The following is a 20,353-nucleotide window of genomic DNA, read 5'->3' on the forward strand; positions in this document are numbered from 1 at the left end:
CGTATTAAACCGATTGTGTGGCATTCCTTAATTTTAAATAACCAGCAGCTAATTTTTGCTTATACATCACTTTCACCAAAATGATTTGAATCGCTAAAAACACCACATGGAGGGCCGCATAGTATAAGTCACTCGGGGTTCCCTCAATGACCATAATGCTGATATCAGTATCGGCAATCAGTTGCCTTGTTAAAAAATCATAGATAAGATGCGGAATGACAGCAGTCATCAGAGACCCTGTTTTTAAATAGACATACATTAAGGTAATGGCGGCGCTTAGGGTCACACCCAACATGACCGGATTAAGCCCATCAACAAAAACATGGGAAACCGCAAAAAACAGGCTCGATATCAAAAACAGTTTGGAAACCGGCAAATGCTTTAGATTGGCTACCATATAGCCCCGATACATGATTTCTTCATTAAATCCCACTAGAAACCATGCCACCGCAGAAATCAAAAACATTGGAATAACGTTTATATTAGAGGAAAAATCACTATTAAAACGGGAGGCAAGGAATCCGCCATTTGTCATGAGCACCGTGACGAGAAAGGATAACCCAACCGTTAATAGTAACGATAAAATCGTGAATTGAACTTGTTTACGATCCAGTTTCAGGTTCATGGTTTTCAGCTGTTTTTTATCAACCAACTTATAAAAAAGCCATGTGGCACCAATGGACAGTAAACTTCCGAAAATGGTACTTAACGCAAAAATGTACGTGTTGGAGGATTCAATATACTTGTGCAACCCACCCAGCATCAGCACAGCCAGGATGGCAATCTGAATAAAACAAAGAACAGCAACCCGCAAATAATTTCTTTTCATTGTAAACTTCACTCCTAATGGATTATTGGATTTGCATTCATTTTAGGATTTTTACGTCAGGTCACATAGTGCCGAAAAGTCATATAAAGGTAATAGCCATCCTTTTGGTTAGTCATATTTTAATCCATGAACCAATAAAAAAAAGCTTGCAGACACGTGTTCTGCAAGCTTTTCTTAGTTTGTATGCTAAACTCCTATTTTACCGAGTAAATCCAATATCATGCTGCCCCGGTTTATGATTTTCTCCAACGATGTTTTGATTCTTTCAGCAAAATGAGTATTCTCCTGACCTGGAGTCAAACCAATTACACTTAATTTATGATCGGGATATTCATGGACATTTGCGGCCCCATAACGGTTTGGATACACCGCCCAAACTTCTTGAACAGGACTATTTTGGCTGAACAAATGACTGCCCTTTACCCCATAGAGATAAGGAGAATGGGGATTATCACCATAGCTGACCATTTGCATCATTACCCCGGTCTGCTGGTTGCTTTGGATTTGGGTTTGATCCCAAATTGCACTTCTTGGCCTGTATTTGAAATCAAAGATGATCGTTCCAATAAAAATTTCATCCATGTACACATCGAGCCGGCCATCCGGACAGGTATGAGTGCCGCGGGTATATAAAGGGTTTTCCTTGGATGTAAGCTTGCTTTGAGTCGGTAAAAGGGCTTCATATACCAAGGAAATCCGGACATTGTCTTTCCTAAACACCACTTCCGTATTGGCGGGCAAAGTCGGGATTAACTGGTTGTCTTCCGTTGGATCGGCACTATAAATCCATCCTGATTCCGGTGTAAATCCCATCCCGTCCTCTGAAAGTGCCTTAATGAATTGGATGTAGCCCCAGATTTCATACAATTTATCCGTCCGTTTCCACTGATAGGCATACGCTTGATCAGCCTGACGGGATTGCTCAGCTTTCATTTCCCGATACAGCTGATTAAGGGAACGGTATCGCGGGTCACTGTTCATGGCATGGGGATGGGCTGCCGATTGGTATTCACCAACCTCTGCATACCACGGGGCTGTTTGTATCCATTGGATTGCCCCTCTAATTTTTCCCGCTTCTTCTCCAAGCATCTTGACATTGACTTTTGCCTTTTCACTTTCCACGGTCGTCCGGAACAGGTTGTTTCCGTGGTTCAATTTCTCCACTTTTTCTATCGCTTCATGGAAATCCCTCAAGGTTTGTGAGATGGATTCAATGATTTTCTTCAAGAGACGGTTCTCCGGCAAATCATAGCTGACCACACTGACAGGTGTCATTAAATAATACTCATCTTCCGGATGGCTGACAATGTGCCGGATCGTTTTTTCATCGATGACCCTGTATTTATCCTTGGATGCCAGCCGGTAATCCTTCTTAATTTGATAGTTTACTTTTCTGTACAAATCGCTCAGGGCGGCCATGATGGAAGAGAAGTGGTTGTTAATGATAAAAAACTGCTTTAACAGACCCTGTGGGATTCCATCCAGTCCGGCGTTCAAGCCAGTTTTTCTAAAAATCAGGTCACGGGCAAGCCCGCTCCATTCTTTTTCCACTTCTTCCTTCATGGTCTCGTATTGGTTTTCATCAAGCTGTTTCGGTACAACCTTAACCCAACTGTAAAAACGCTGCCCATCCACTACAACGGCAAGTCTGTAGAACCCGGGAATCAAGGGATAGTACTCCTGTGAATGGTCAAATAAGGTCACCGGGCGTTCCGAAGGGGACAGATACACATCCCCTTCTTCGGGGTCGATTTTTAGCATTCTCCCCGGAAGAGTATCCAACCCATCCAAAAACAAGCGAGCTTCTTCCTTTTCCGACTGAAAAATTAGACCCGCACCGATATTTTCTTTGATTTCCGAATACACTTGTTCCCTTTTATCGTAAAAATCAAACTCATTGGTGAAAAAAGTTTCAACCGGGATATAAACCGTTTGATCGCCTCGCTTTTGTAAAAAAATGACTTCAAAGCCGTTAGAGGGTATAGCCATTTATTTTCAACTCTTTCGTCTTCTGGATCAGCACGTTTCTTGTTTCATAAAAATCGGAAACCTCTTCATACCGGTCGAGAATGTCCACGAGGATGCTGTCGTTTATGTTTTCTGTCCTGCTATCATAACTTCCCAGGAAATTTTTCAGCTGTTCTTCCGGTCCCCTGACTTTTGTCAACACCCGTTGTACCACCTGAAGGTCAAATGCTTCTTTTCTTGACAAGATTGGTGTGTTTGGCAAATTTTTCAGATACATGTCAATTTGCCGGACAACCCTTGGGCCAACTCCTGAGTTTTTGTTGATTTTCTGCAGTTCCTCGTGAACTTCCCACAGTACAGATAATTCTAGTTCATTCATTTGAATTTCTTGGCTGTTGTTTCTAAAACTGTCGTAAAGTTCGAAGGTAAAGGATTCCCTTTTCACTGGGTTTCGTTTTTCCTCTGCCGCAATTTGCACCTCTTCAGTGAGCGTTCTTAGGCTCCCAAACGGAAGAACGGATAAAGAAATCACATTGGCACGGTCTAAAACTTTATCCGAAAAATGGTACGTTGATTCATCCAGATTGACTGTTCCAACAAAGATGACATTGTCGCCGATAGGAATGACCGGCGGGTATTGGGCTGAATTGTACAGCCTGTTTTCCAAGTCCTCATTGTATAGCTTTAAAACTCTTCTTGGACCCGACTCCATTTCTAGAACAGAAAGAAATTGGGAGAAATAGTGCTCGATTTTGGCCAGATTCATTTCGTCCAGGCAGATAATATGAAGCTTCTTTTTGTTATCTTTGGCGCTCAACAAGGCATTGATAATTCCCGAATCCCCCGGCCGGTATACCATATGCAAGGTATCAGCGTAGCCAATCAAATCGGCGTCATCGGTCCATGAAGGCCGAACCGGGATAAATGTCATTTGGTAATTGTCATATAGCCCGAGCACTTTCCCATAGGCTTGGACCAGTTTGGATTTTCCAGTTCCGCTCATCCCTGCCAAAATGACCAAATTAGAAGACTTCATGGCTGTATGGAAATTATATAAATCTTTCACTCCGTAGAGTAATCCTTGTTCCCGGGTAATCTGGATAAACCGTTCCATTAATTTTTCTTCGGTTAATTCATGATCACTTGGGAGCTGTGATTCGGTCTCCTTCTCGGCAGCCGATTCATAAGCTGGAACTGGAACTGGCGGGTTCTTTTTTGCCGCGGTCGGAGGAGTTTCCAACACACCGGTTCCTGTCGCTGTTTGATTCAACGCCTCCTGCGTATCCTTCGGCAGTTCTGCTGGCGCGTACATTGGTTCCGCAGCGGAAATACTTCCGGATATATACATGTGGATTTCTTCAGGGACGTACAGAATGTTTTCGTTTTCGTAACAATCGTCCAACCAATCAGGCTGGAACAGCGCCGACCTGATTGGCTTTTTTGCCGTGAAGGCAAAGCCTCCATGGGCATAATTATGGCCGGCGAATTCCCCAAACATCACATAGTCAAATTCCCCATTTTTCCACAGAATGAATTCCGGTGTATCATTGGGTTCGTTGGAAATCGCGTCAATTCTGCCAACGTATTTCTTGTTTTGCAATCTTTCAACAAATTCGGTATAGGAATTGCCGTGCTCGTCCTCGCTGAAAACCGGCATCGGGATTAACTTTATTTTGCCATTGTAGCTTTCCGATTTGGGCAACAGGCTTAATTCCCGTCCAACATAAACCTCTGAATGGTCAAATAGAATTTTCCGCTGCGGTTTGAACACCACCAGATTATCGCGCAGGAAATGGTTCAACGACCGAATCCGGTCGATTGGGTGTGCATGGTAATTGTCTTCAAAGCCCCATTTTTCGAGATCGGTCCCATAACAAATCACGAGATTGTTATGAGGAAAACTGTCTGGAACTTCCGAAATAATTTTCACATAAAACTGGATGACATTCTGGCTATTGATATAGACCGCTTGTTTGTCCATTGTATTCAGTACATATTCCTCATCAGCCAGCTCACCGACTAAATCTATATTCCATGATTTATTCATTGTTCTTTACCCCTTCATCATAAAATTCTCTAAATCTATAAATGTCGCAAACTCTTGGATTGGCTTTTCTTTTACTAACGTCTTGACCCGCTTTTGGATCCCTCTTGGTGTTTTATACGTTAATAACCAAATTTGTTCAGCACGGTTGAGGACCTCGTTCGTTCTTTCTTCATGGATTTCCGTTGCTTCAATGATGGTTAAATCATATTTCTTATACTTTTGTACCCGGGTGTTCATGGGGTCGCCAATAATTGCAACAGTGATTTTATCATGAGCCTCCTGTATCGCGGCTGGCTGAGTGTTATCTGTATTTGGTTCTATCGAAGGCCGCTCCTGTTCGGTTCTGAGTTTGAGCAGCAAAGCATTTAATCTGGCGATTTCGTCGTCCTTGTGTTTTATAGAGACAGTCTGTTGATCCATTTTTTTCTGCAGAGTTTCCAGTTCAGGAGAGACCTCTGCCAATTTATTCTTTACCTTCCCATATTCTTCCTTAAGCGTTTGCATTTCTTGGGAAAGGGTTTTTCTCTCTTCTTTCCACTGCTTTTTTTCCTTCTCAAAAGCAGCATGGGCCGTAGTGGCTTTTTCCTTTAATTCATCGTTTTTTTGTTCTGATCTTTTGACTTTCTTCTCAAGATTCGCAATTTTCTGCTGTGACTGATTTAACTCATCTTGCAGCTGTTTCAATTGTTCGTTATCCATTTCTGATGGGTTGTCTTCTTCTTCCTGATTCTCTTCTGCTTGACGTTCAAGAAGGTCCAATTTCTCTTCTTCTTTAAGCTTGGTAAAAATCTCATGGCCTTTTTGGATATCTTCCTCGTTTTCGCTGGACAGCAGCACGCTTAACAGCATCGACGGGGGAATATCCTCTCCGGCACTTTGAAGTAGCTCCTCGATGGTTTTTCCCCGCCACTCGGCTAAACCGTCCGCCCCTTCGGCAATCGTATTAAAGAAATCTTTGAGCATGACCGAATTTTTGGGATGTACCGCCTCTTGAATCAACTTTGGCCTTAACATCTTAAACTTTTTTTGCTGGTGATTGATCTGCCTAAACCCCGGCACCTTAATACCAAGATTCTGCCCGATATTTGCAATCGCCTCATCCGAAAAATTCTCAAGAATCCACTTCCAAATTTCCTTCTCCATCCTTCATCCACTCCCACCCTACTAAATAAAACGTTACCCTTCTATTCTACTAAAAAATCGCCCTCATTCGACCCTTTTTTACAAATAAAAATTTTATAAATATAACAACCCTGCAACGCATTAAAGTGCTGGGGGCCTGTCCCCCAGCGCTTTAATGCGTTACCTTACCGGGGGACAGGCCCCCTTTTGTGGCCATTTTTGTGTTATACTAGGTGATACAGTGATTGTTTTATGTTATTTGGGAGTGTGTTTTATGGGTTATAAAGTTGTCATTTTAGATATTGACGGAACGATTTTGCCGCATGGGAAGACGGTTAGTGATGCTACTAAGCAGGCAATCTCGCGGTTAAAGGATAAACGGATGAATGTTATGATTGCTACGGGGAGGGCCCCTTATTTTTCTGAATCGATTGTTCAGGAGACCGGAGTGGACTCATTGGTCTTTTTTAATGGAGCCTATGCGGTTCATGATGGTCAACAAATTTATCGGAATCCGATTGAAAAGAGCCTGTTAGAAAGATTGATGCTTTTGTCTAATGCAAATGATCACCCGCTGACTTTTTTAAGCGGCAGTAGTTTTACTGCCACTGATTTAAGCCATCCCTATTTGGTTCAAGCGTATCGGCACAATACCTGGCGCCCGGAAGTGGCCCCTCAAGGATACTGGATGGACCAAGATATCTATCAATTGTTCCTCCATTGTGATACAGATGAAGAAAAATCCTATGAATTAGATATCCCCGAACTGGATTTCAGAAGGTGGACATCCACTGAAGCTAAAACCTGCGATGTAAACATGTCCAAGTCGAATAAATCCGTAGGCATCACCAAACTGTTAGCAACCCTTGGCATTGCCCCGGACGAGGCGGTTGCATTCGGTGATGGCTTAAATGACATGGAAATGCTATCTTTGGTCGGCATGGGCGTCGCCATGGGTTCTGCCCGCGAGAAAGTGAAACAGGCTGCCGATATGGTAACACTCCCTGCAGAAGAAGACGGTGTCTATTATGGATTAAAGAAACTTGGGTTAATTTAAAGGGTACAGCATCCTTATACCCGATTGAAAGTTAAACTTCCCTATTTGGCCAAGAAGCTTGTAGAATCCTATTTTCTACAAGCTTTTTTATCGTTTCTTTTTTTATAATATACTCCCCAACCCGAAAATTACCTTTCCTTATCCATTTACAGCCATGCGCCCCAACGGGCCTTGTTCATCCAATATGTCCTGCAGGTTATAAACAGAGATTGGAAACATGGGGAAGCCAAATGCATAAGGAGTCATCTCATACAGCTGAAAATAGATTACAAGGGCTTTGTCTGCCATATAGAAGTCTTGATTGGGCTTAATGCCTGTGAAATCTTGAAGTAGAAAAATATTGCACTGTATGATTTGTTCGCTAATAATCTCTGAAAGTTTCTGCACGTACTGGCTGTCCCTCTTAAACAAGTCTTTCAACTCACAATGCTTCCCTTTTTGCAGGTCAAATGTAAGGGACTTTATATACGTCATACCGTGGGCGGCATGATAATGGTACGTATAATTCGAAAGGGATAAGCTGAGAACGTGCCGTTGATTGTTTTTGATTTCGTAAGTTCCCAGCATCTCCTCGACTGTGGTGGGCATCTCCCCTGTTTGTTGATGAATCAACGTTTCGGTCTGTTGGATAATTGTCCGGTTGATAAATTGCTCCAAGTTATGATTATGTGCACCAGTTACCTGCGGATAGTAAACGGTTTTTTTCGGACCATCTTTCAGCATCACCGTTCTTATGTTTAGTGGTAATGTATTAGGCATTTGCATCCTTCCTCAAAATCCATTTAACCCATTTTATTTTACAGGCAAAAATATGTGCCACCAGCTGAATGAACCCCTTAGTTTACACGATCAATATTTGGTGTTAGGTATATTTTTGTATCCAATCATGCAGACTGTACATACTTGGAATTTATTCTCTGTTTGTTAGGTGATGTTGGAATGGATATTTATCGTGCCATTTGGGAAGCAGATATGACGGGGAACGGAATCCGGCCCATTACAGCCGCCGATTGTGGAAATCAGGATGAAGGATATGTGATCGTTGATTTGGAGTGTTTCAGCCCTGAACACCGGGTTTTTAAAGAAGTGGTGATCCCTGACCGAAAAAAACAGAGCTACCAATTAGTGGAGCAGCTCTTTGATAACTATAACTTAAACCATTATGGCAGAGAAAAAAACACCACAGCCGAATCTAACGAAGTGAAAGAATTTTTGCAGATGGCGATTGATTCCCCTCCAGTCAAAATGGCCAAAAACTATATTGAGGAGAAAAACAACAAACGGTTCACCGACATGCAGTGGTATAGACATTTACATGACCTGTGGTTCCGCCAGTATGACAGCGAATCCGGAAAGGACTTATCTGGCTTTGAGCATGTGTTTATCGGTGAACAAAAACAGCGAAGGCTGGAAGGACACCATTTTTGGTATAAGTACTGGCTGGAAGATAGTGCCGATTCAAACAAACACGCCCAAGACCAAATTGACTTAAAATGTGAATATTTTGGGGAACAAAAGGGGGCGCCTTATGTGGTCACTCTCGGTTACCGTTTGCAGGCTTTCGACTATCGTAAAAGGCGCTATTCTAAAGTCGGGAAAAATCACTGTGCCTTTTTTACAGGAATCAGTGCGGAGGGACTTTTGGCATTGGGGACCGTCCGTGCCCTGAGGCATAAAGATGTTCCTGAAGAAATTCTCATCAATCATTCACCATTTAGGCTGGAATTGTTTATGAGTCCTGATGGAAAAAGCATTCGCACCTTTTATCCAATGGCCCCCGCAAGTGAAAAAGAAAATCCGATCCGATAGGAGAGAAATTGTCCTTCTCATTTTTTGACTTACGATGATGTTGCTTGGCCTAACCTTTCCAGCACTCTCCTCTTTCGATAAAGCATCATGCCGGCTTCGGCCAGGTCGTTAACCATTGATCGATTGGTGAATGCCCCGAAAATCATCCCAGCAACCGGTACCATTTGAAAAAGCTTCTTCCAGCCAAACTGATCTCGATAGGTAAAAACCACCTCACGCCAGCCCTGCAGCTGGGATACCATTTCATTAGACCGGCTTCCCTGTTCATAAAAATGGGAAAGCTCATACAAAATTGCCTTTTTGCCCACAATGTCAGAGGATGAAAATTGCAAGCATTTGATGATGAACACTCGCTCACTTTTTTCATTTGGATCATATCCATGGATCACGGCAATTTCCTGCAATGTTTTTAATGAAATCGCCATAATGGCCGGGATATCAATGGCCAGCGTAAAAAGTCCGCCGATACCTGTGCTAGCCCCTTGGATGGTGGCAAACTTCTTCCTTTGGCCAGCTAGTTCCTTGCTTAATTTTTCCATAGTGGTTAAGGGAATACCCTTGATGTCAGACATTTCTACAATCGGATTCCCCGTCTCTTTTTCAATCATCGCAAAGATACTTTCTTTTTTCATCAAGTATCTTCCTCCCGTTTGAATGTAAGAGCCTATTTCCTCTAGTAAGGCTCCTACTTTGTCGTGGATGAATTGAGGCGTAATTTTATCAAGAAGTTTAAATGGCAAGCGTCCAAGCCGTTCCCAAATCCATAAATGCCCTTGATCTTTTTCCCACTTTTCAATGGCTGCAAGTTCTTCTATTAGTTGTTCTTTTGACTCCATCACAATGCCACCTTCAATGTCTCGTTATAATAAACATACGCTTTATATTAAAAAAGGTTTCACACAATGGTAGTTTATACAAATTGCCGAAAAAAAGACTGACCCGGGAACCTGTTTAAAAAACGGTCTCCTTCGTCAGTCTTCCACATCTTTTATTTTGTCTCAACGGCAAAAAATGCTTTTTTCAAGGCATCAGCAGCCTGGTCAATCGCTTTCTTGCTTTCGTCCAATAAGCCCGGCATTCCAAAGAATCCGTGAATCATCCCTTCGTACCTTGTGGCCTCTACTGCCACTCCAGCTTCTTTTAGGAGATTCCCATAGGCTTCTCCTTCGTCACGCAGCGGGTCAAACCCTGCCGTAATGACCAAGGCAGGAGGAAGTCCGCTTAAATCCCCCGCTTTCATTGGTGAGGCATACGGGTTCAATCCGTCCTGCTCATTACGCAGATAATGATCCCAGAACCAGACCATCATTTTCTTTGTTAAAAAGTACCCTTCTGCATTTTCTTGGTAGGATTCAGTGTCATATGAATGGCTTGTCACCGGATAAATCAGCAATTGATAGGCTAAGGATGGTCCTCCTTTATCTCTGGCCATTAATGCTGTGACCGCCGTAAGATTCCCCCCAGCGCTATCGCCGCCTACCGCAATCCGTTTTGCATCTGCTCCAAGGGAGGAAGCATTGTCCGCCACCCATTTGACCGCTGCATAGGCATCCTCAACAGCTGCAGGGAATTTATGCTCCGGTGCCAACCGGTAATCAACAGAAACTACAACACATCCCACTTTATTGGCTAGTGAACGGCAAGGTATATCCATTGTATCAAGATTGCCAATCACCCAGCCGCCTCCATGGTAGAAAACCAATACCGGGAACGGGCCTTCACCAGCAGGGGTGTAAATTCGCACCGGTATTTCGCCTTCTTGTCCTGGGATGGTTCTGTTTTCTACTTTTGCTACCTCCTCTGGCACACCAGCCAAGGGGCCTAAGTCAATCGCTTGCCTTGCTTGTTCGGCTGACAGCGTCTCCAATGCCGGACCGCCGGCTGCCTCTAATTGGTCCAATAAAAATTTTGCTTGTGGATCAAGATTTGCCATTATTATCACTCCATGTATAAGTATTTTTATAGATTAATAGCTTTTATTTTGAAATGCCCTTGAGGCCTGTCCGGTCAAAAACCCTTCATATCCTTTGGCGGCCACTTCATCACAAATTTGCCGGTAAAGCCCAACTCCTCCGACAAAGGGTAAAATCCCCTTGGGCTTGCCTTCGATATTAGCCCCCATGTACCAAGAATCAGTCTTTGGCAAGAGAGTCATTTCCACAATTTCCCTGCATTGCTGACTCCAAGCTTCTTCAGCAGGTACTGCTGCCTCGAATACTTCTAGGTTATTTTTGTGAAGATATTCCAGAAAATCAGAAATCCATTCCACGTGCTGCTCAATCGAAACGAGCATATTGCTCAAAACCGATGGACTTTGCGGGCCTGTAATCATGAACATATTCGGGAAGCCTGCAGTTGCAATGCCGAGGTAAGTTTTCAGCTGTGCACCCCCTGCCCACTTTTCATTGAGTGAGACCCCGCCCCTGCCACGAATATCCATTTTAAAAAATGGCCCTGTAATCGCGTCGAAGCCAGTTGCAAAAACAATCATGTCCAACTCATATTCCGTCTCTGTTGTTTTCAGGCCAGTGGGTGTAATTTCCACAATTGGCGCTGCCTTAATATCGACAAGGGTAACATTTTCCCGGTTATATGTTTCAAAATAATCGGTATCGATGATGGGCCGTTTGGTGCCGTAGAAATAAGACGGCATCAGCTTGTCAGCCACCTCCGTGTCCCTCACGATGTTTCTTATTTTAGAACGGATGAAATCCTGCGCCGTTTGATTGGCTTGTTCCCCAAAGCCCAAGTCACTGAACTGGTAGAGCATCGTAAACAGGCCACCCTCTTGCCAGGCTTTCTCATATACCTGACCCTGCGTGTCCGGGGAAACCTCTATAGCCAGATCGTCCCTTGGGAATGATGGGACCCCGTGCATTGAGGCGCACATCAACTGTTTGATTTCGCTGTAATTTTTTCGAATCTGTCGAATGTATTCCGGGTCATAAGCATGGTTTTGTGCTGGGGTACTATATTGTGGTGTTCGCTGAAAAACTGTGAGGTGGCCTGCATCATTGGCAATTTTAGGAATAGCCTGGATACCGCTAGATCCTGTTCCAATCACGCCGACCCGCTTTCCCTTGAAATCTACTTCTTCATGCGGCCATTTTCCTGTGTGATACATTTCCCCTTTGAAAACGTCTAATCCCTTTATTTTGGGGCTATTAGATGCTGACAAGCAACCAAGAGCGGTAATAAAATACTTTGCCGTTATCAAATCACCGGTATTTGTGTCTATTTCCCAGAAATCATAGGTTTCGTTAAAGCGGGCGGTTGTAATTCGCGTGTTGAATTGAATGTCCCTGCGCAAATCGAGTTTGTCTGCCACAAAGTTGATATAGTCTAATATTTCCGGCTGCTCGGCGTAGCGTGAAGACCATGTCCATTCTTTCAGGAGCTCTTCTGAAAAAGTATAATTATAGTAGATACTTTCGATGTCACATCTCGCCCCCGGATAGCGGTTATGGTACCATGTGCCGCCAACATTTTCGGCCGCCTCATAAACGCGTACTGAATACCCCGACTCTCTGAGTTTATGTAGCATGTATAAACCCGAAAACCCTGCTCCAACAACTACAGCATCAAAGTGTTGAACATCCATCTGGCTACCTGTCATTTATAAAGCCCTCCTTTTTTTAAAAATTCTAAGCAAAAAACTGTAAACGTTTGCAAATTATATTCTATCTGACCTATTAATCTTCCTGCTTTTTGTTAAAAAACGGTAAAACCCATCCAAAAATATCTCCTTTTATTGATCACTCGACTATATGAAGGGGAACAAGGAGAATCTACTGATACACAGAGTTGATTACTCCATTTTTGCCTAGTCCGAATACAAAAAGGCCTCCCTTTAAGGAAGCCCATTTTTATAAATTTCTAACTATGTTTTTGCTATGCCTGTTGAGCTGCTTCCCATTGGGAAACTTCCTCTCGAACCCGAGGCGCTACCTCTTTGCCTAGCAGCTCAATTGCCTTCATCACGTCTTCATGCGGCATGCTTCCAACCGGCACATGGAGCATAAACCGTGTCACTCCAACATTTTTGCGAAGGTGGATGATTTTCTGCGCCACTGTTTCCGGGTCGCCGACATAAAGAGCGCCTTCAAAACTTCTTGCAGCATCAAAAGCGGAGCGGTCATAATAGCCCCAGCCCCGTTCCCTTCCAAGCACGTTCATCGCTGCTTGAGTCGATGGGAAAAATTTATCCGCTGCTGTGTCCGTATCATCGGCGATAAAACCGTGAGAGTGGGATGCGACTGCTAGCTTGCTGGCATCATGTCCAGCTTGGGCTGCCGCTCTTTTATAAAGCTGAACCAATGGGGCAAACCGGACAGGGCTGCCTCCAATTATGGCTAAAACAAGCGGCAATCCAAGAAGGCCGGCGCGGACGACAGATTCTGGCGTGCCTCCGCTGCCGATCCAAACAGACAGTAGATCCTGTACCGGTCGTGGATATACTCCCAGATTGTTGATGGCGGGGCGATGTTTGCCACTCCAGGTTACTTTCTCTGATTCGCGTAATTTTAGCAGCAAATCTAGCTTTTCATCAAATAGCTCATCATAGTCTCTTAAATCATACCCAAACAATGGGAATGATTCGATAAAGGACCCACGTCCTGCCATAATTTCAGCGCGGCCGTTTGAAATGCCGTCAAGCATGGCAAATTGTTCAAACACCCGCACCGGGTCATCTGAAGAAAGAACTGTCACAGCGCTGGTTAGCCGGATTCGCTTCGTTTGTGATGCCGCTGCGGCCAGCAGTACAGCAGGAGAGGATGCTGCATAATCCTTGCGGTGATGCTCCCCTACTCCAAATACATCCAAACCAACCTGATCGGCAAGGACAATTTCCTCCACCACTTCACGCAGCCTCTGGGCATGACTGACGACTTTACCGGTTTTAACATCCGGTGTCGTTTCCACAAATGTTGTAATACCTATCTCCATTACAAGTCCTCCAATTTTTTCCTCTTGTGTTTATTTTTACATAAAAACCTATTAATGGTCCCTTCAGCACCCTTACAATTTTCTATGTATTGATTCTCATTATCTTATAACGTTTTATACGGTGCAAATGATTAATTCTTTGCATGCATAAAGGGCTCAAGGAAATATTAACTATAATTGTTTTATTCAGGAGGAAGAATATGAACCTAGAAACCGGAAAGTATTATTGGCCAACAACGTTTCCTGACGCCCCCTCTTATCCAATGTTAGAGGAGGGCCTCGATTGTGATGTACTGATTATAGGTGGAGGAAGCTCTGGTGCCCAGTGCGCTTATTATCTTGCAGAATCCGGGTTAAATATAGCGGTGATTGAAAAAGGGAAAATTGGCGGTGGCAGTACGAGTACGAATACAGCTCTGATTCAATATTCAGGTGAAAAAATGTTTACCGAACTAATTAACACCTTTGGCAACAAATACATCGAGAGGCATCTACAGCTGCTGAGAGAGGCAATTAATGAAATTGACAAGGCCTCCCAAATGGAGATTGATTGTGAATTCTTTCGCAGGGACACGCTTTATTCTGCCAGCTCCCCAGAAGACGTCAAACGTTTGAAAAAAGAGTATGATTTTTTAAAGCAGCAGGGGTTTGAGCTGGATTTTTGGACGAAGTCTGACATCGAATCAAAATATCCTTTTAGCAGGGAAGCTGCCATCTACTCTTATAATGACGCAGAGATAAATCCCTTCAAGTTTACCCATGCCTTATTCGAATATGCGGCCAAAAAAGGGGTGCATATTTTCGAAAATACAGCCATGAATGGACATCATTTTGAACCTCAGCAACAGCAAATGGTTATCACCACAAAGACGGGAAATTCGATTCGAGCCCGTTATGTTATTTTTGCAGCAGGGTACGAAGGAATCGATATAAAAAAAGAAAAGCAAGCTTCATTTGTAAGCACCTATACGGTTACCACAAATCCAGTTTCAGACTTCAGTTCTTGGTATAATCGTACTCTCATTTGGGAAACAGCCCGTCCCTATTTATTCATGAGAACGACAGCGGACAACCGGATTATTATCGGGGGACTGGACGAAAATACGATCTATCCTGAGGATCGGGATAGTAAGTTGATGCACAAAAAGGATAAGTTGATTCAAGAATTTAATAACATGTTTCCAAATATACAGGTAGAGCCTGAATTTTATTTATCAGCCTTCTACGGAGGAACAATAGACGTCCTTCCCATTATCGGCAGATACGTCGAATATCCCAACTGCTACTTTCTATTCGCCTTCGGTGATAACGGAACCGTCTATAGTCAACTACTAGCAAAGCTTATTGCTGAAAACATCACCAAAGGAGAAAGCCCTGATATGGAGATGTACCTCGAGAAAAGACCTCTTCTATAACAACAGCTTTACCACTTTAAAGCGCCGGGGGACAGGCCCCCGGCGCTTTAAAGTGGTAAAAATTATAGATGCTTTCTGATGTCCCCGAGGAAAGAGTCAACTGCTTCTTCCTTGGTGGCCCAAGAGGTCACGATGCGGATGGCGGACTGGTCTTGGTCGACCTTTTCCCAAACGAGGAAAGCGTAGTCTTTTTGTAATTCGTTAATGACTCCATCCGGAAGGATCGGGAAGATTTGATTAGACGGTGAATGAGTTAAGAACTTAATGTTGGCTTGTTTTAATTCTTCGCTAATCCTTTTGGCATTGTTATTAGCGTGCTGGGCTAGCTCAAAGAACAGATTGTCCCGGAAAAGTTCAAGGAATTGGATGCCAAGAAGTCTTCCTTTTGCAAGAAGCGCTCCCTTTTGTTTCATATGGAAACGGAAATCTTCCTTAAGAGAATCACGGCAAATCACTAATGCTTCCCCGATGAGTGCTCCGTTTTTTGTGCCGCCTATATAAAACGCGTCAACCAGGTCCGGAATATCGGATAACTGGAGGTCATTTTCAGACGAACATAAAGCGGACCCCAGCCGTGCCCCATCCATATAAAAAATCAGATTATTTTCCTGGCAGAACTTACTTAAAGCTTGAAGTTCAGCTTTATTATAAATCGATCCAATTTCTGTGGAATTCGATATGTAAACCAGTTTTGGCTTAACCATGTGTTCATCTGTATGCCCATTTAATACTTCCTGAATTCCAGATGGAGTCAATTTTCCATCGCTTGTTTCAACGGATAGAACTTTATGTCCTGTGGCTTCAATAGCCCCTGTTTCATGCGTCTGAATATGGCCGCTGTTCGCTGCAATCGCCGCTTCATGTGGTCTTAAGAAAGCAGAGATAGCAATCAGATTAGTTTGAGTTCCGCCAGGAATTAGATGAATATCCACATCCGCCCGGCCGAGCTTCTCCTTAATCAGTTCGATAGCCTTTCGGGAATACCGATCTTCCCCGTAACCATCCTCTTGCTCGAAATTAGACTCCAATAACGCATTTAAAATTCTGGGATGCGCGCCCTCTGCGTAGTCATTCTTAAAGCTGTACATCACAAGGCCTCCAATTATTAATTTAACACCCTAATCTTAATATATGGGGACAGTCCCCCACAACTTTAAAGTATTAACGCGCTGGGGGCCTGTCCCCCAGCGCGTTAATGCGTTAAACGATTTCCAGCAGCCCCATGTCTAAGCAGGTTTTGATGGAGAGTTTTTTGATTCCTCTTTGAAACTGGATTTCGATGTGTTCTTGGTCTAGTTGAACGATGGTTCCTGTTCCAAAGACGCGATGTTTTACGGTGATGTCTTCTTTCAAAGCTTCAGGATTTCTTATCGCATTTGGATTCTGCGTAATCATTGGATTGCCAGCTTTGTCATGTTTCAATGGTTCTCTTCTCGAGAGTATGACCGAAGGTGATATTATTTTCTTCACATCTAAGACAAATTGCGATAGGCTGACACTCTTGCCAAATTGCTTTTTATAAGCAACCAGTTCAAGGTTTAATTCGGCCCTAGTCATCCCTACATAAAATAATCGTACCGCTTCTTCCTGCAGATTTGTGTCCTCCAAATCATCGTCGGTCGGAATGACTCCTTGAATGAGATCAATCATATAAACATTCTTGAATTCTAAACCTTTAGAACTATGAAAAGTCGATAGAGTCACTACGTTATCATTTTTCTTAAACTTGGATGTATAAATGACGTTTTTCAAATGGTCCAAGCGGGAAGCAAATTCTTCCATTGTCTTTAGAGGTCCCGCTATTTGCTCCAATGTATGAAGAATCCCCATCAAGTAATCTTTATTAAACTTTAGACTCCTGGCAATCTTTTCAAGCGTCTTTTCATACCCCAGCACCCCGCGGATAATCTTCATTACTTCAACTGGCCGCTTTCCTTTCATCATCACAAAAGCCAGTCTACATTCCGTTATCTGCTCTGAGCGTTTCGGGTCCATGATTTTTAAAAGATGATCAAAAACCGAACCATTATGAGGATATTGCTTAAGTTCCGCCATCTTTTCTTTTGTAATAAAAATTGGCAGCTTTTTGTAGATTTGCTCAAAAATGTCCACACGTTTGTCACTATAACTTAGACGCATAAAGTTTAAAATATCTTTAACCACCCAGTGCGAAAAAAACCGGTTGTCGTAATCCTTTATATAAAAAGGAATGCCGGCACGTTCAAACTCATTCACCAATAGAATAGATGATGAATTATTCCTAAACAGAACCGCCGCATCTTTAAATCTTTTGAGCCCAGCTATTTTTTCCACTAAATAGGAAGCCTGCATCTCAAAATCATCCAGGTGTGTAATCATAATCGGCTCGAATGACGGGTTTTCCGTAAACATATTTTTATTATAGCGATGCTTATTTTGCTTGATAAATTGATTAGCCGTATCCACGATTTCTTTAGATGAGCGATAATTTTGTTCCATCATTAAAATTGCGGCATCCGGATAAACCTGTTGAAAGTTAAGCAAATATTGGGGTTCCGCTGCCCTCCAGGTGTAGATTGACTGGTCGTCATCCGCCACCACATACAAATTCCGATGGGGTTTTACCAGTTTTTCAATAATCGAGTGCTGCACCATTGAAGTGTCCTGACTTTCATCAGTCAAAACATAATCATACCGCTGCTGGTACTTGCGAAGCAGGGAAACATCTTTGGTAAATGCCTCATTAGCAATAGTCAGCATATCATCGAAATCCAACAAGAGCTTGCCGTCCCTGGATTTTTTGTAGTCCTCATACTCTTGAAAAATTCGCAGAGCGAACGGGACATTACAGTCCACTTTCTCCCAGTCCTTCCGAGGGACCATTTTGTTTTTGATAAAGCTGATATAGGTGGTCAGCTCCTCTAGCTGGTCCTCTGACATGATTTCATTCGTAAACCGATTAAACAGCTGCTTAATTAAAGCTGTCTTTTGAATGGGAGCATCTTTACTGCCTTCAATGATATGATAAGAAACCCTATTTTTATAAAAAGATTCACGTACAACCTCAAATGCTAGGCTGTGGATTGTCGAAAAATCTACCGACTGGTCTGTGAATTCAGGAAAAAACCGTTGAAAACGCTGGCGCATGTCGTTAGCTGCCGCTTTACTAAAAGTAACCGCCTTTATTCTGGAGGGATGTACTCCCTTCTCTTCAATCAAATAACCGATCCTCATAATCGTGGTCGTTGTTTTCCCCGAACCAGGCGAAGCGAGCAGCAACAAAGGTCCTTCTGTATGGAGAACAGCCTTTTTCTGAACTTCATTCAAGGAAACCCCAAGTTCTTTTTTCTTTCTATCAAAAAAATTCTCTTTTCGAAACATACCTGTTCTCCCTCAAAAATAATACCTTTAAAAGTATAGTACATTTACATAACTATCTCAATCCGACGGTAGCATACACTGGAAACAGCAAAAAACAATCACTATTTTATTTTAATTCTAAAACTGAAATTTTCTTTCTTCATTCCTATTTCTTAAAGTAAGAAATAAAAGAAAATCGAATGTCATATATTTAAGGCGATTATTTCATTGGAGGGAACAAGTTGAAAAAAAAAGAAGAGCTAATCAATGAATTTTCCAAATTAATTTCTTTTGTTGAATCATTAAGAGAGTTAGATGAAGAAAAATGGACCACTCCAATCGAGGAAGGTAAATGGGCGACAAGGGATGTCGTTGCCCATATTATGTTGTGGGATCAATATTTTTTAGAGGAGGCCATAAAAAAAATAACCAGTCATCAATCATTGACGGTTAAACACCTAGATTACGATGAGTTCAACAAGAAGGCGATTGAATTCGCAAAAGAAAAAAGCAAACGGGATATCATTGATATGTCTATTTATTTCCGAAAAGAACTTATACACCATTTAGGTTCCATCTCTAACGAAGATTTTACAAAAGCGTATATTGACGGGGATGGCAATCATTTTTCGGCAGATAACTATTTAATGAGTTTTATTTCCCACGATTTTTACCACATTAATCAATTAAAACTATTCTTTTCCAAGGTTTAATCGTTAAGCTAACCCAAAAAGTTCTAAGAGGACCGCCTCTTTTTTGAAAAAGGAGCGGTCTGGGTAGAAACGCTTCTCCTGTCACTCCACCATTTTAATATTGACATAACCAAGTAAAATCACATAGCCCGCAATCATAATAGGAAATAGTATTTGCGCATCGGGATAATCGACAAGTGCAGCAATTAACATCGCGATACCGATTATGGCATTATAGGAACCTACTAGTTTCGATAACTTATTCTGGTCTCTTACCCTTCTATGATTGAACCCCGATAATAACCAAGTTTGTTTCTTCACCCCGACAAAATAGGCTAACACTAAAAAGAGAATGCCGAATACTAATAATGGCGGTTGATTCATGGTAAAACTCCCCCTTATGGATTATCTTCGTTTTGCTATAAAAGGAACAATATAAAATGCTGCAATAAAGGTGATGGAAAGATAGAAAATTAGGTAGTTTGCATTGATATATTGTGTTTTTAAAAGTTGATCTGAGATTAACAGATACACTAAAAGCAGCAAATTAGCGATGGAGAAAGTTTGGAACGAGTACTGTTTGATATTTTGATTCACTCTTTCGTCGTATTCAATCTCCTCGCTGAATTTCTGCTTTTTGATTCTGAGCCATTTAAAACCTGCTACACCAACGGCAAGTCCCGCTAGTATTCCCCACTGAGTTTGGCCTGTCAAAAGGCTTAAAATGGCAAAACTCACGATCATACTGATGACAACCGTCAAATAATTCACTTGCATGATTTGGGCAGCTCCTTTCACTGGTCTTCTCCTTCTATCCAAAAAAGTTCGTCTAACGGGCAGTCCAGATGTTTACCAATTAGTAAACATACACGGATTGTGGGATTGTATTTTTGTGCTTCGATTAAATTCATCGTCTGCCGCGTCACTCCAACTAATTTGGCAAGGTCGCCTTGGGTCAATTTTCCTTTTTCAATTCGGGCAATTTTCACTTTATTTTTTACAGTAGCCTCTTTCACAGGCTTCACCACTTTTCTTTCTCTGTACTTTTATTGTAATATATATTTGACAATTTTAAAATATAAATTACACTTTTTTTAAAACGCTCTATAAAAGGATATTGTTGATTTT

At 42.4% G+C, this 20,353-nt stretch carries 18 protein-coding genes; 4 read left to right on the forward strand and 14 right to left on the reverse strand.

Features of this window, described 5'->3' with window-relative positions; translation table 11 throughout:
* Positions 1-4 precede the first annotated feature (4 nt).
* The 4 genes from ACY8D0_RS16985 to ACY8D0_RS17000 form a co-directional block, all read right to left on the reverse strand.
* Positions 5-829 (reverse strand): CPBP family intramembrane glutamic endopeptidase, encoded by an 825-nt coding sequence (locus ACY8D0_RS16985; RefSeq protein ID WP_462411705.1) that lies wholly within the window; start codon positions 827-829, stop codon positions 5-7.
* Positions 830-1,015: 186 nt separating this feature from the next.
* On the reverse strand, positions 1,016-2,818 hold the full coding sequence (locus tag ACY8D0_RS16990; RefSeq protein ID WP_462411706.1) for a DUF2357 domain-containing protein: 1,803 nt from the start codon (positions 2,816-2,818) through the stop codon (positions 1,016-1,018).
* Positions 2,802-4,844: an McrB family protein gene (locus ACY8D0_RS16995; protein ID WP_462411707.1), complete on the reverse strand. Its 2,043-nt coding sequence runs from the start codon at positions 4,842-4,844 to the stop codon at positions 2,802-2,804. Before ACY8D0_RS16995 ends, ACY8D0_RS16990 begins: the two co-directional genes overlap by 17 nt.
* A 6-nt stretch (positions 4,845-4,850) precedes the next feature.
* Complete coding sequence (locus ACY8D0_RS17000; RefSeq protein WP_462411708.1) at positions 4,851-5,987, reverse strand: hypothetical protein; 1,137 nt, start codon at positions 5,985-5,987, stop codon at positions 4,851-4,853.
* Positions 5,988-6,240: 253 nt separating this feature from the next.
* Between ACY8D0_RS17000 and ACY8D0_RS17005 the strand changes: the two genes are divergently transcribed.
* Entirely contained in the window at positions 6,241-7,023 is a 783-nt protein-coding gene (locus tag ACY8D0_RS17005; RefSeq protein WP_462411709.1) for a Cof-type HAD-IIB family hydrolase, read from the forward strand.
* Positions 7,024-7,161: 138 nt separating this feature from the next.
* Here the strand turns inward: ACY8D0_RS17005 and ACY8D0_RS17010 are convergent, their stop codons facing one another.
* The gene (locus tag ACY8D0_RS17010; RefSeq protein ID WP_462411710.1) at positions 7,162-7,782 is read right to left on the reverse strand and encodes a DUF3298 and DUF4163 domain-containing protein; all 621 of its coding nucleotides are present in this window, start codon (positions 7,780-7,782) and stop codon (positions 7,162-7,164) included.
* A gap of 180 nt (positions 7,783-7,962) precedes the next feature.
* Here ACY8D0_RS17010 and ACY8D0_RS17015 point away from each other — a divergent pair, with 180 nt between their 5' ends.
* Complete coding sequence (locus ACY8D0_RS17015) at positions 7,963-8,832, forward strand: hypothetical protein (RefSeq protein ID WP_462411711.1); 870 nt, start codon at positions 7,963-7,965, stop codon at positions 8,830-8,832.
* Positions 8,833-8,861: 29 nt separating this feature from the next.
* On the opposite strand, the gene ACY8D0_RS17020 is transcribed toward ACY8D0_RS17015, so the two are convergent.
* The 4 genes from ACY8D0_RS17020 to ACY8D0_RS17035 all read right to left on the reverse strand — a co-directional run bounded on the left by ACY8D0_RS17020 (position 8,862) and on the right by ACY8D0_RS17035 (position 13,779).
* The gene (locus tag ACY8D0_RS17020) at positions 8,862-9,668 is read right to left on the reverse strand and encodes an EcsC family protein (protein ID WP_462411712.1); all 807 of its coding nucleotides are present in this window, start codon (positions 9,666-9,668) and stop codon (positions 8,862-8,864) included.
* 152 nt (positions 9,669-9,820) lie between these two features.
* Positions 9,821-10,765, reverse strand: a complete 945-nt coding sequence (locus tag ACY8D0_RS17025) for an alpha/beta hydrolase (protein ID WP_462411713.1) — start codon at positions 10,763-10,765, stop codon at positions 9,821-9,823.
* A gap of 33 nt (positions 10,766-10,798) precedes the next feature.
* Positions 10,799-12,448: a flavin-containing monooxygenase gene (locus tag ACY8D0_RS17030; RefSeq protein ID WP_462411714.1), complete on the reverse strand. Its 1,650-nt coding sequence runs from the start codon at positions 12,446-12,448 to the stop codon at positions 10,799-10,801.
* Between the two features lie 275 nt (positions 12,449-12,723).
* Complete coding sequence (locus tag ACY8D0_RS17035; protein ID WP_462411715.1) at positions 12,724-13,779, reverse strand: LLM class flavin-dependent oxidoreductase; 1,056 nt, start codon at positions 13,777-13,779, stop codon at positions 12,724-12,726.
* Between the two features lie 200 nt (positions 13,780-13,979).
* Here ACY8D0_RS17035 and ACY8D0_RS17040 point away from each other — a divergent pair, with 200 nt between their 5' ends.
* Positions 13,980-15,194: an NAD(P)/FAD-dependent oxidoreductase gene (locus tag ACY8D0_RS17040; RefSeq protein WP_462411716.1), complete on the forward strand. Its 1,215-nt coding sequence runs from the start codon at positions 13,980-13,982 to the stop codon at positions 15,192-15,194.
* Positions 15,195-15,256: 62 nt separating this feature from the next.
* On the opposite strand, the gene ACY8D0_RS17045 is transcribed toward ACY8D0_RS17040, so the two are convergent.
* A complete protein-coding gene (locus tag ACY8D0_RS17045; protein WP_462411717.1) occupies positions 15,257-16,282 on the reverse strand; it encodes a threonine aldolase family protein in 1,026 nt (341 codons plus the stop codon).
* A gap of 112 nt (positions 16,283-16,394) precedes the next feature.
* Positions 16,395-18,554, reverse strand: coding sequence for an ATP-dependent helicase (locus ACY8D0_RS17050; protein ID WP_462411718.1), 2,160 nt, complete (start codon positions 18,552-18,554; stop codon positions 16,395-16,397).
* Positions 18,555-18,775: 221 nt separating this feature from the next.
* Between ACY8D0_RS17050 and ACY8D0_RS17055 the strand changes: the two genes are divergently transcribed.
* Entirely contained in the window at positions 18,776-19,246 is a 471-nt protein-coding gene (locus tag ACY8D0_RS17055) for a DinB family protein (RefSeq protein ID WP_462411719.1), read from the forward strand.
* A gap of 81 nt (positions 19,247-19,327) precedes the next feature.
* Here ACY8D0_RS17055 and ACY8D0_RS17060 read toward each other — a convergent pair whose 3' ends face one another.
* The 3 genes from ACY8D0_RS17060 to ACY8D0_RS17070 are packed head-to-tail and all read right to left on the reverse strand — an operon-like array spanning position 19,328 to position 20,241.
* Entirely contained in the window at positions 19,328-19,609 is a 282-nt protein-coding gene (locus ACY8D0_RS17060; protein WP_462411720.1) for a DUF3784 domain-containing protein, read from the reverse strand.
* 21 nt (positions 19,610-19,630) lie between these two features.
* A complete protein-coding gene (locus ACY8D0_RS17065) occupies positions 19,631-20,023 on the reverse strand; it encodes a hypothetical protein (RefSeq protein WP_462411721.1) in 393 nt (130 codons plus the stop codon).
* Positions 20,020-20,241: a helix-turn-helix transcriptional regulator gene (locus ACY8D0_RS17070; protein ID WP_462411722.1), complete on the reverse strand. Its 222-nt coding sequence runs from the start codon at positions 20,239-20,241 to the stop codon at positions 20,020-20,022. The genes ACY8D0_RS17065 and ACY8D0_RS17070 overlap by 4 nt, the downstream gene beginning before the upstream one ends.
* Positions 20,242-20,353: the final 112 nt, after the last annotated feature.

This window comes from Neobacillus camarae (assembly GCF_054950115.1).

Bases quoted from the DNA above. Each gene is read 5' to 3' on its own strand.
- ACY8D0_RS17045 (WP_462411717.1), bottom strand. From the start codon at position 16,282: ATGTACAGCTTTAAGAATGACTACGCAGAGGGCGCGCATCCCAGAATT.
- ACY8D0_RS17040 (WP_462411716.1), top strand. From the start codon at position 13,980: ATGAACCTAGAAACCGGAAAGTATTATTGGCCAACAACGTTTCCTGAC.
- ACY8D0_RS16985 (WP_462411705.1), bottom strand. From the start codon at position 829: ATGAAAAGAAATTATTTGCGGGTTGCTGTTCTTTGTTTTATTCAGATT.
- ACY8D0_RS17000 (WP_462411708.1), bottom strand. From the start codon at position 5,987: ATGGAGAAGGAAATTTGGAAGTGGATTCTTGAGAATTTTTCGGATGAG.
- ACY8D0_RS17020 (WP_462411712.1), bottom strand. From the start codon at position 9,668: ATGGAGTCAAAAGAACAACTAATAGAAGAACTTGCAGCCATTGAAAAG.
- ACY8D0_RS17005 (WP_462411709.1), top strand. From the start codon at position 6,241: ATGGGTTATAAAGTTGTCATTTTAGATATTGACGGAACGATTTTGCCG.
- ACY8D0_RS17010 (WP_462411710.1), bottom strand. From the start codon at position 7,782: ATGCCTAATACATTACCACTAAACATAAGAACGGTGATGCTGAAAGAT.
- ACY8D0_RS16990 (WP_462411706.1), bottom strand. From the start codon at position 2,818: ATGGCTATACCCTCTAACGGCTTTGAAGTCATTTTTTTACAAAAGCGA.
- ACY8D0_RS17035 (WP_462411715.1), bottom strand. From the start codon at position 13,779: ATGGAGATAGGTATTACAACATTTGTGGAAACGACACCGGATGTTAAA.
- ACY8D0_RS17060 (WP_462411720.1), bottom strand. From the start codon at position 19,609: ATGAATCAACCGCCATTATTAGTATTCGGCATTCTCTTTTTAGTGTTA.
- ACY8D0_RS17015 (WP_462411711.1), top strand. From the start codon at position 7,963: ATGGATATTTATCGTGCCATTTGGGAAGCAGATATGACGGGGAACGGA.
- ACY8D0_RS17050 (WP_462411718.1), bottom strand. From the start codon at position 18,554: ATGTTTCGAAAAGAGAATTTTTTTGATAGAAAGAAAAAAGAACTTGGG.
- ACY8D0_RS16995 (WP_462411707.1), bottom strand. From the start codon at position 4,844: ATGAATAAATCATGGAATATAGATTTAGTCGGTGAGCTGGCTGATGAG.
- ACY8D0_RS17030 (WP_462411714.1), bottom strand. From the start codon at position 12,448: ATGACAGGTAGCCAGATGGATGTTCAACACTTTGATGCTGTAGTTGTT.
- ACY8D0_RS17025 (WP_462411713.1), bottom strand. From the start codon at position 10,765: ATGGCAAATCTTGATCCACAAGCAAAATTTTTATTGGACCAATTAGAG.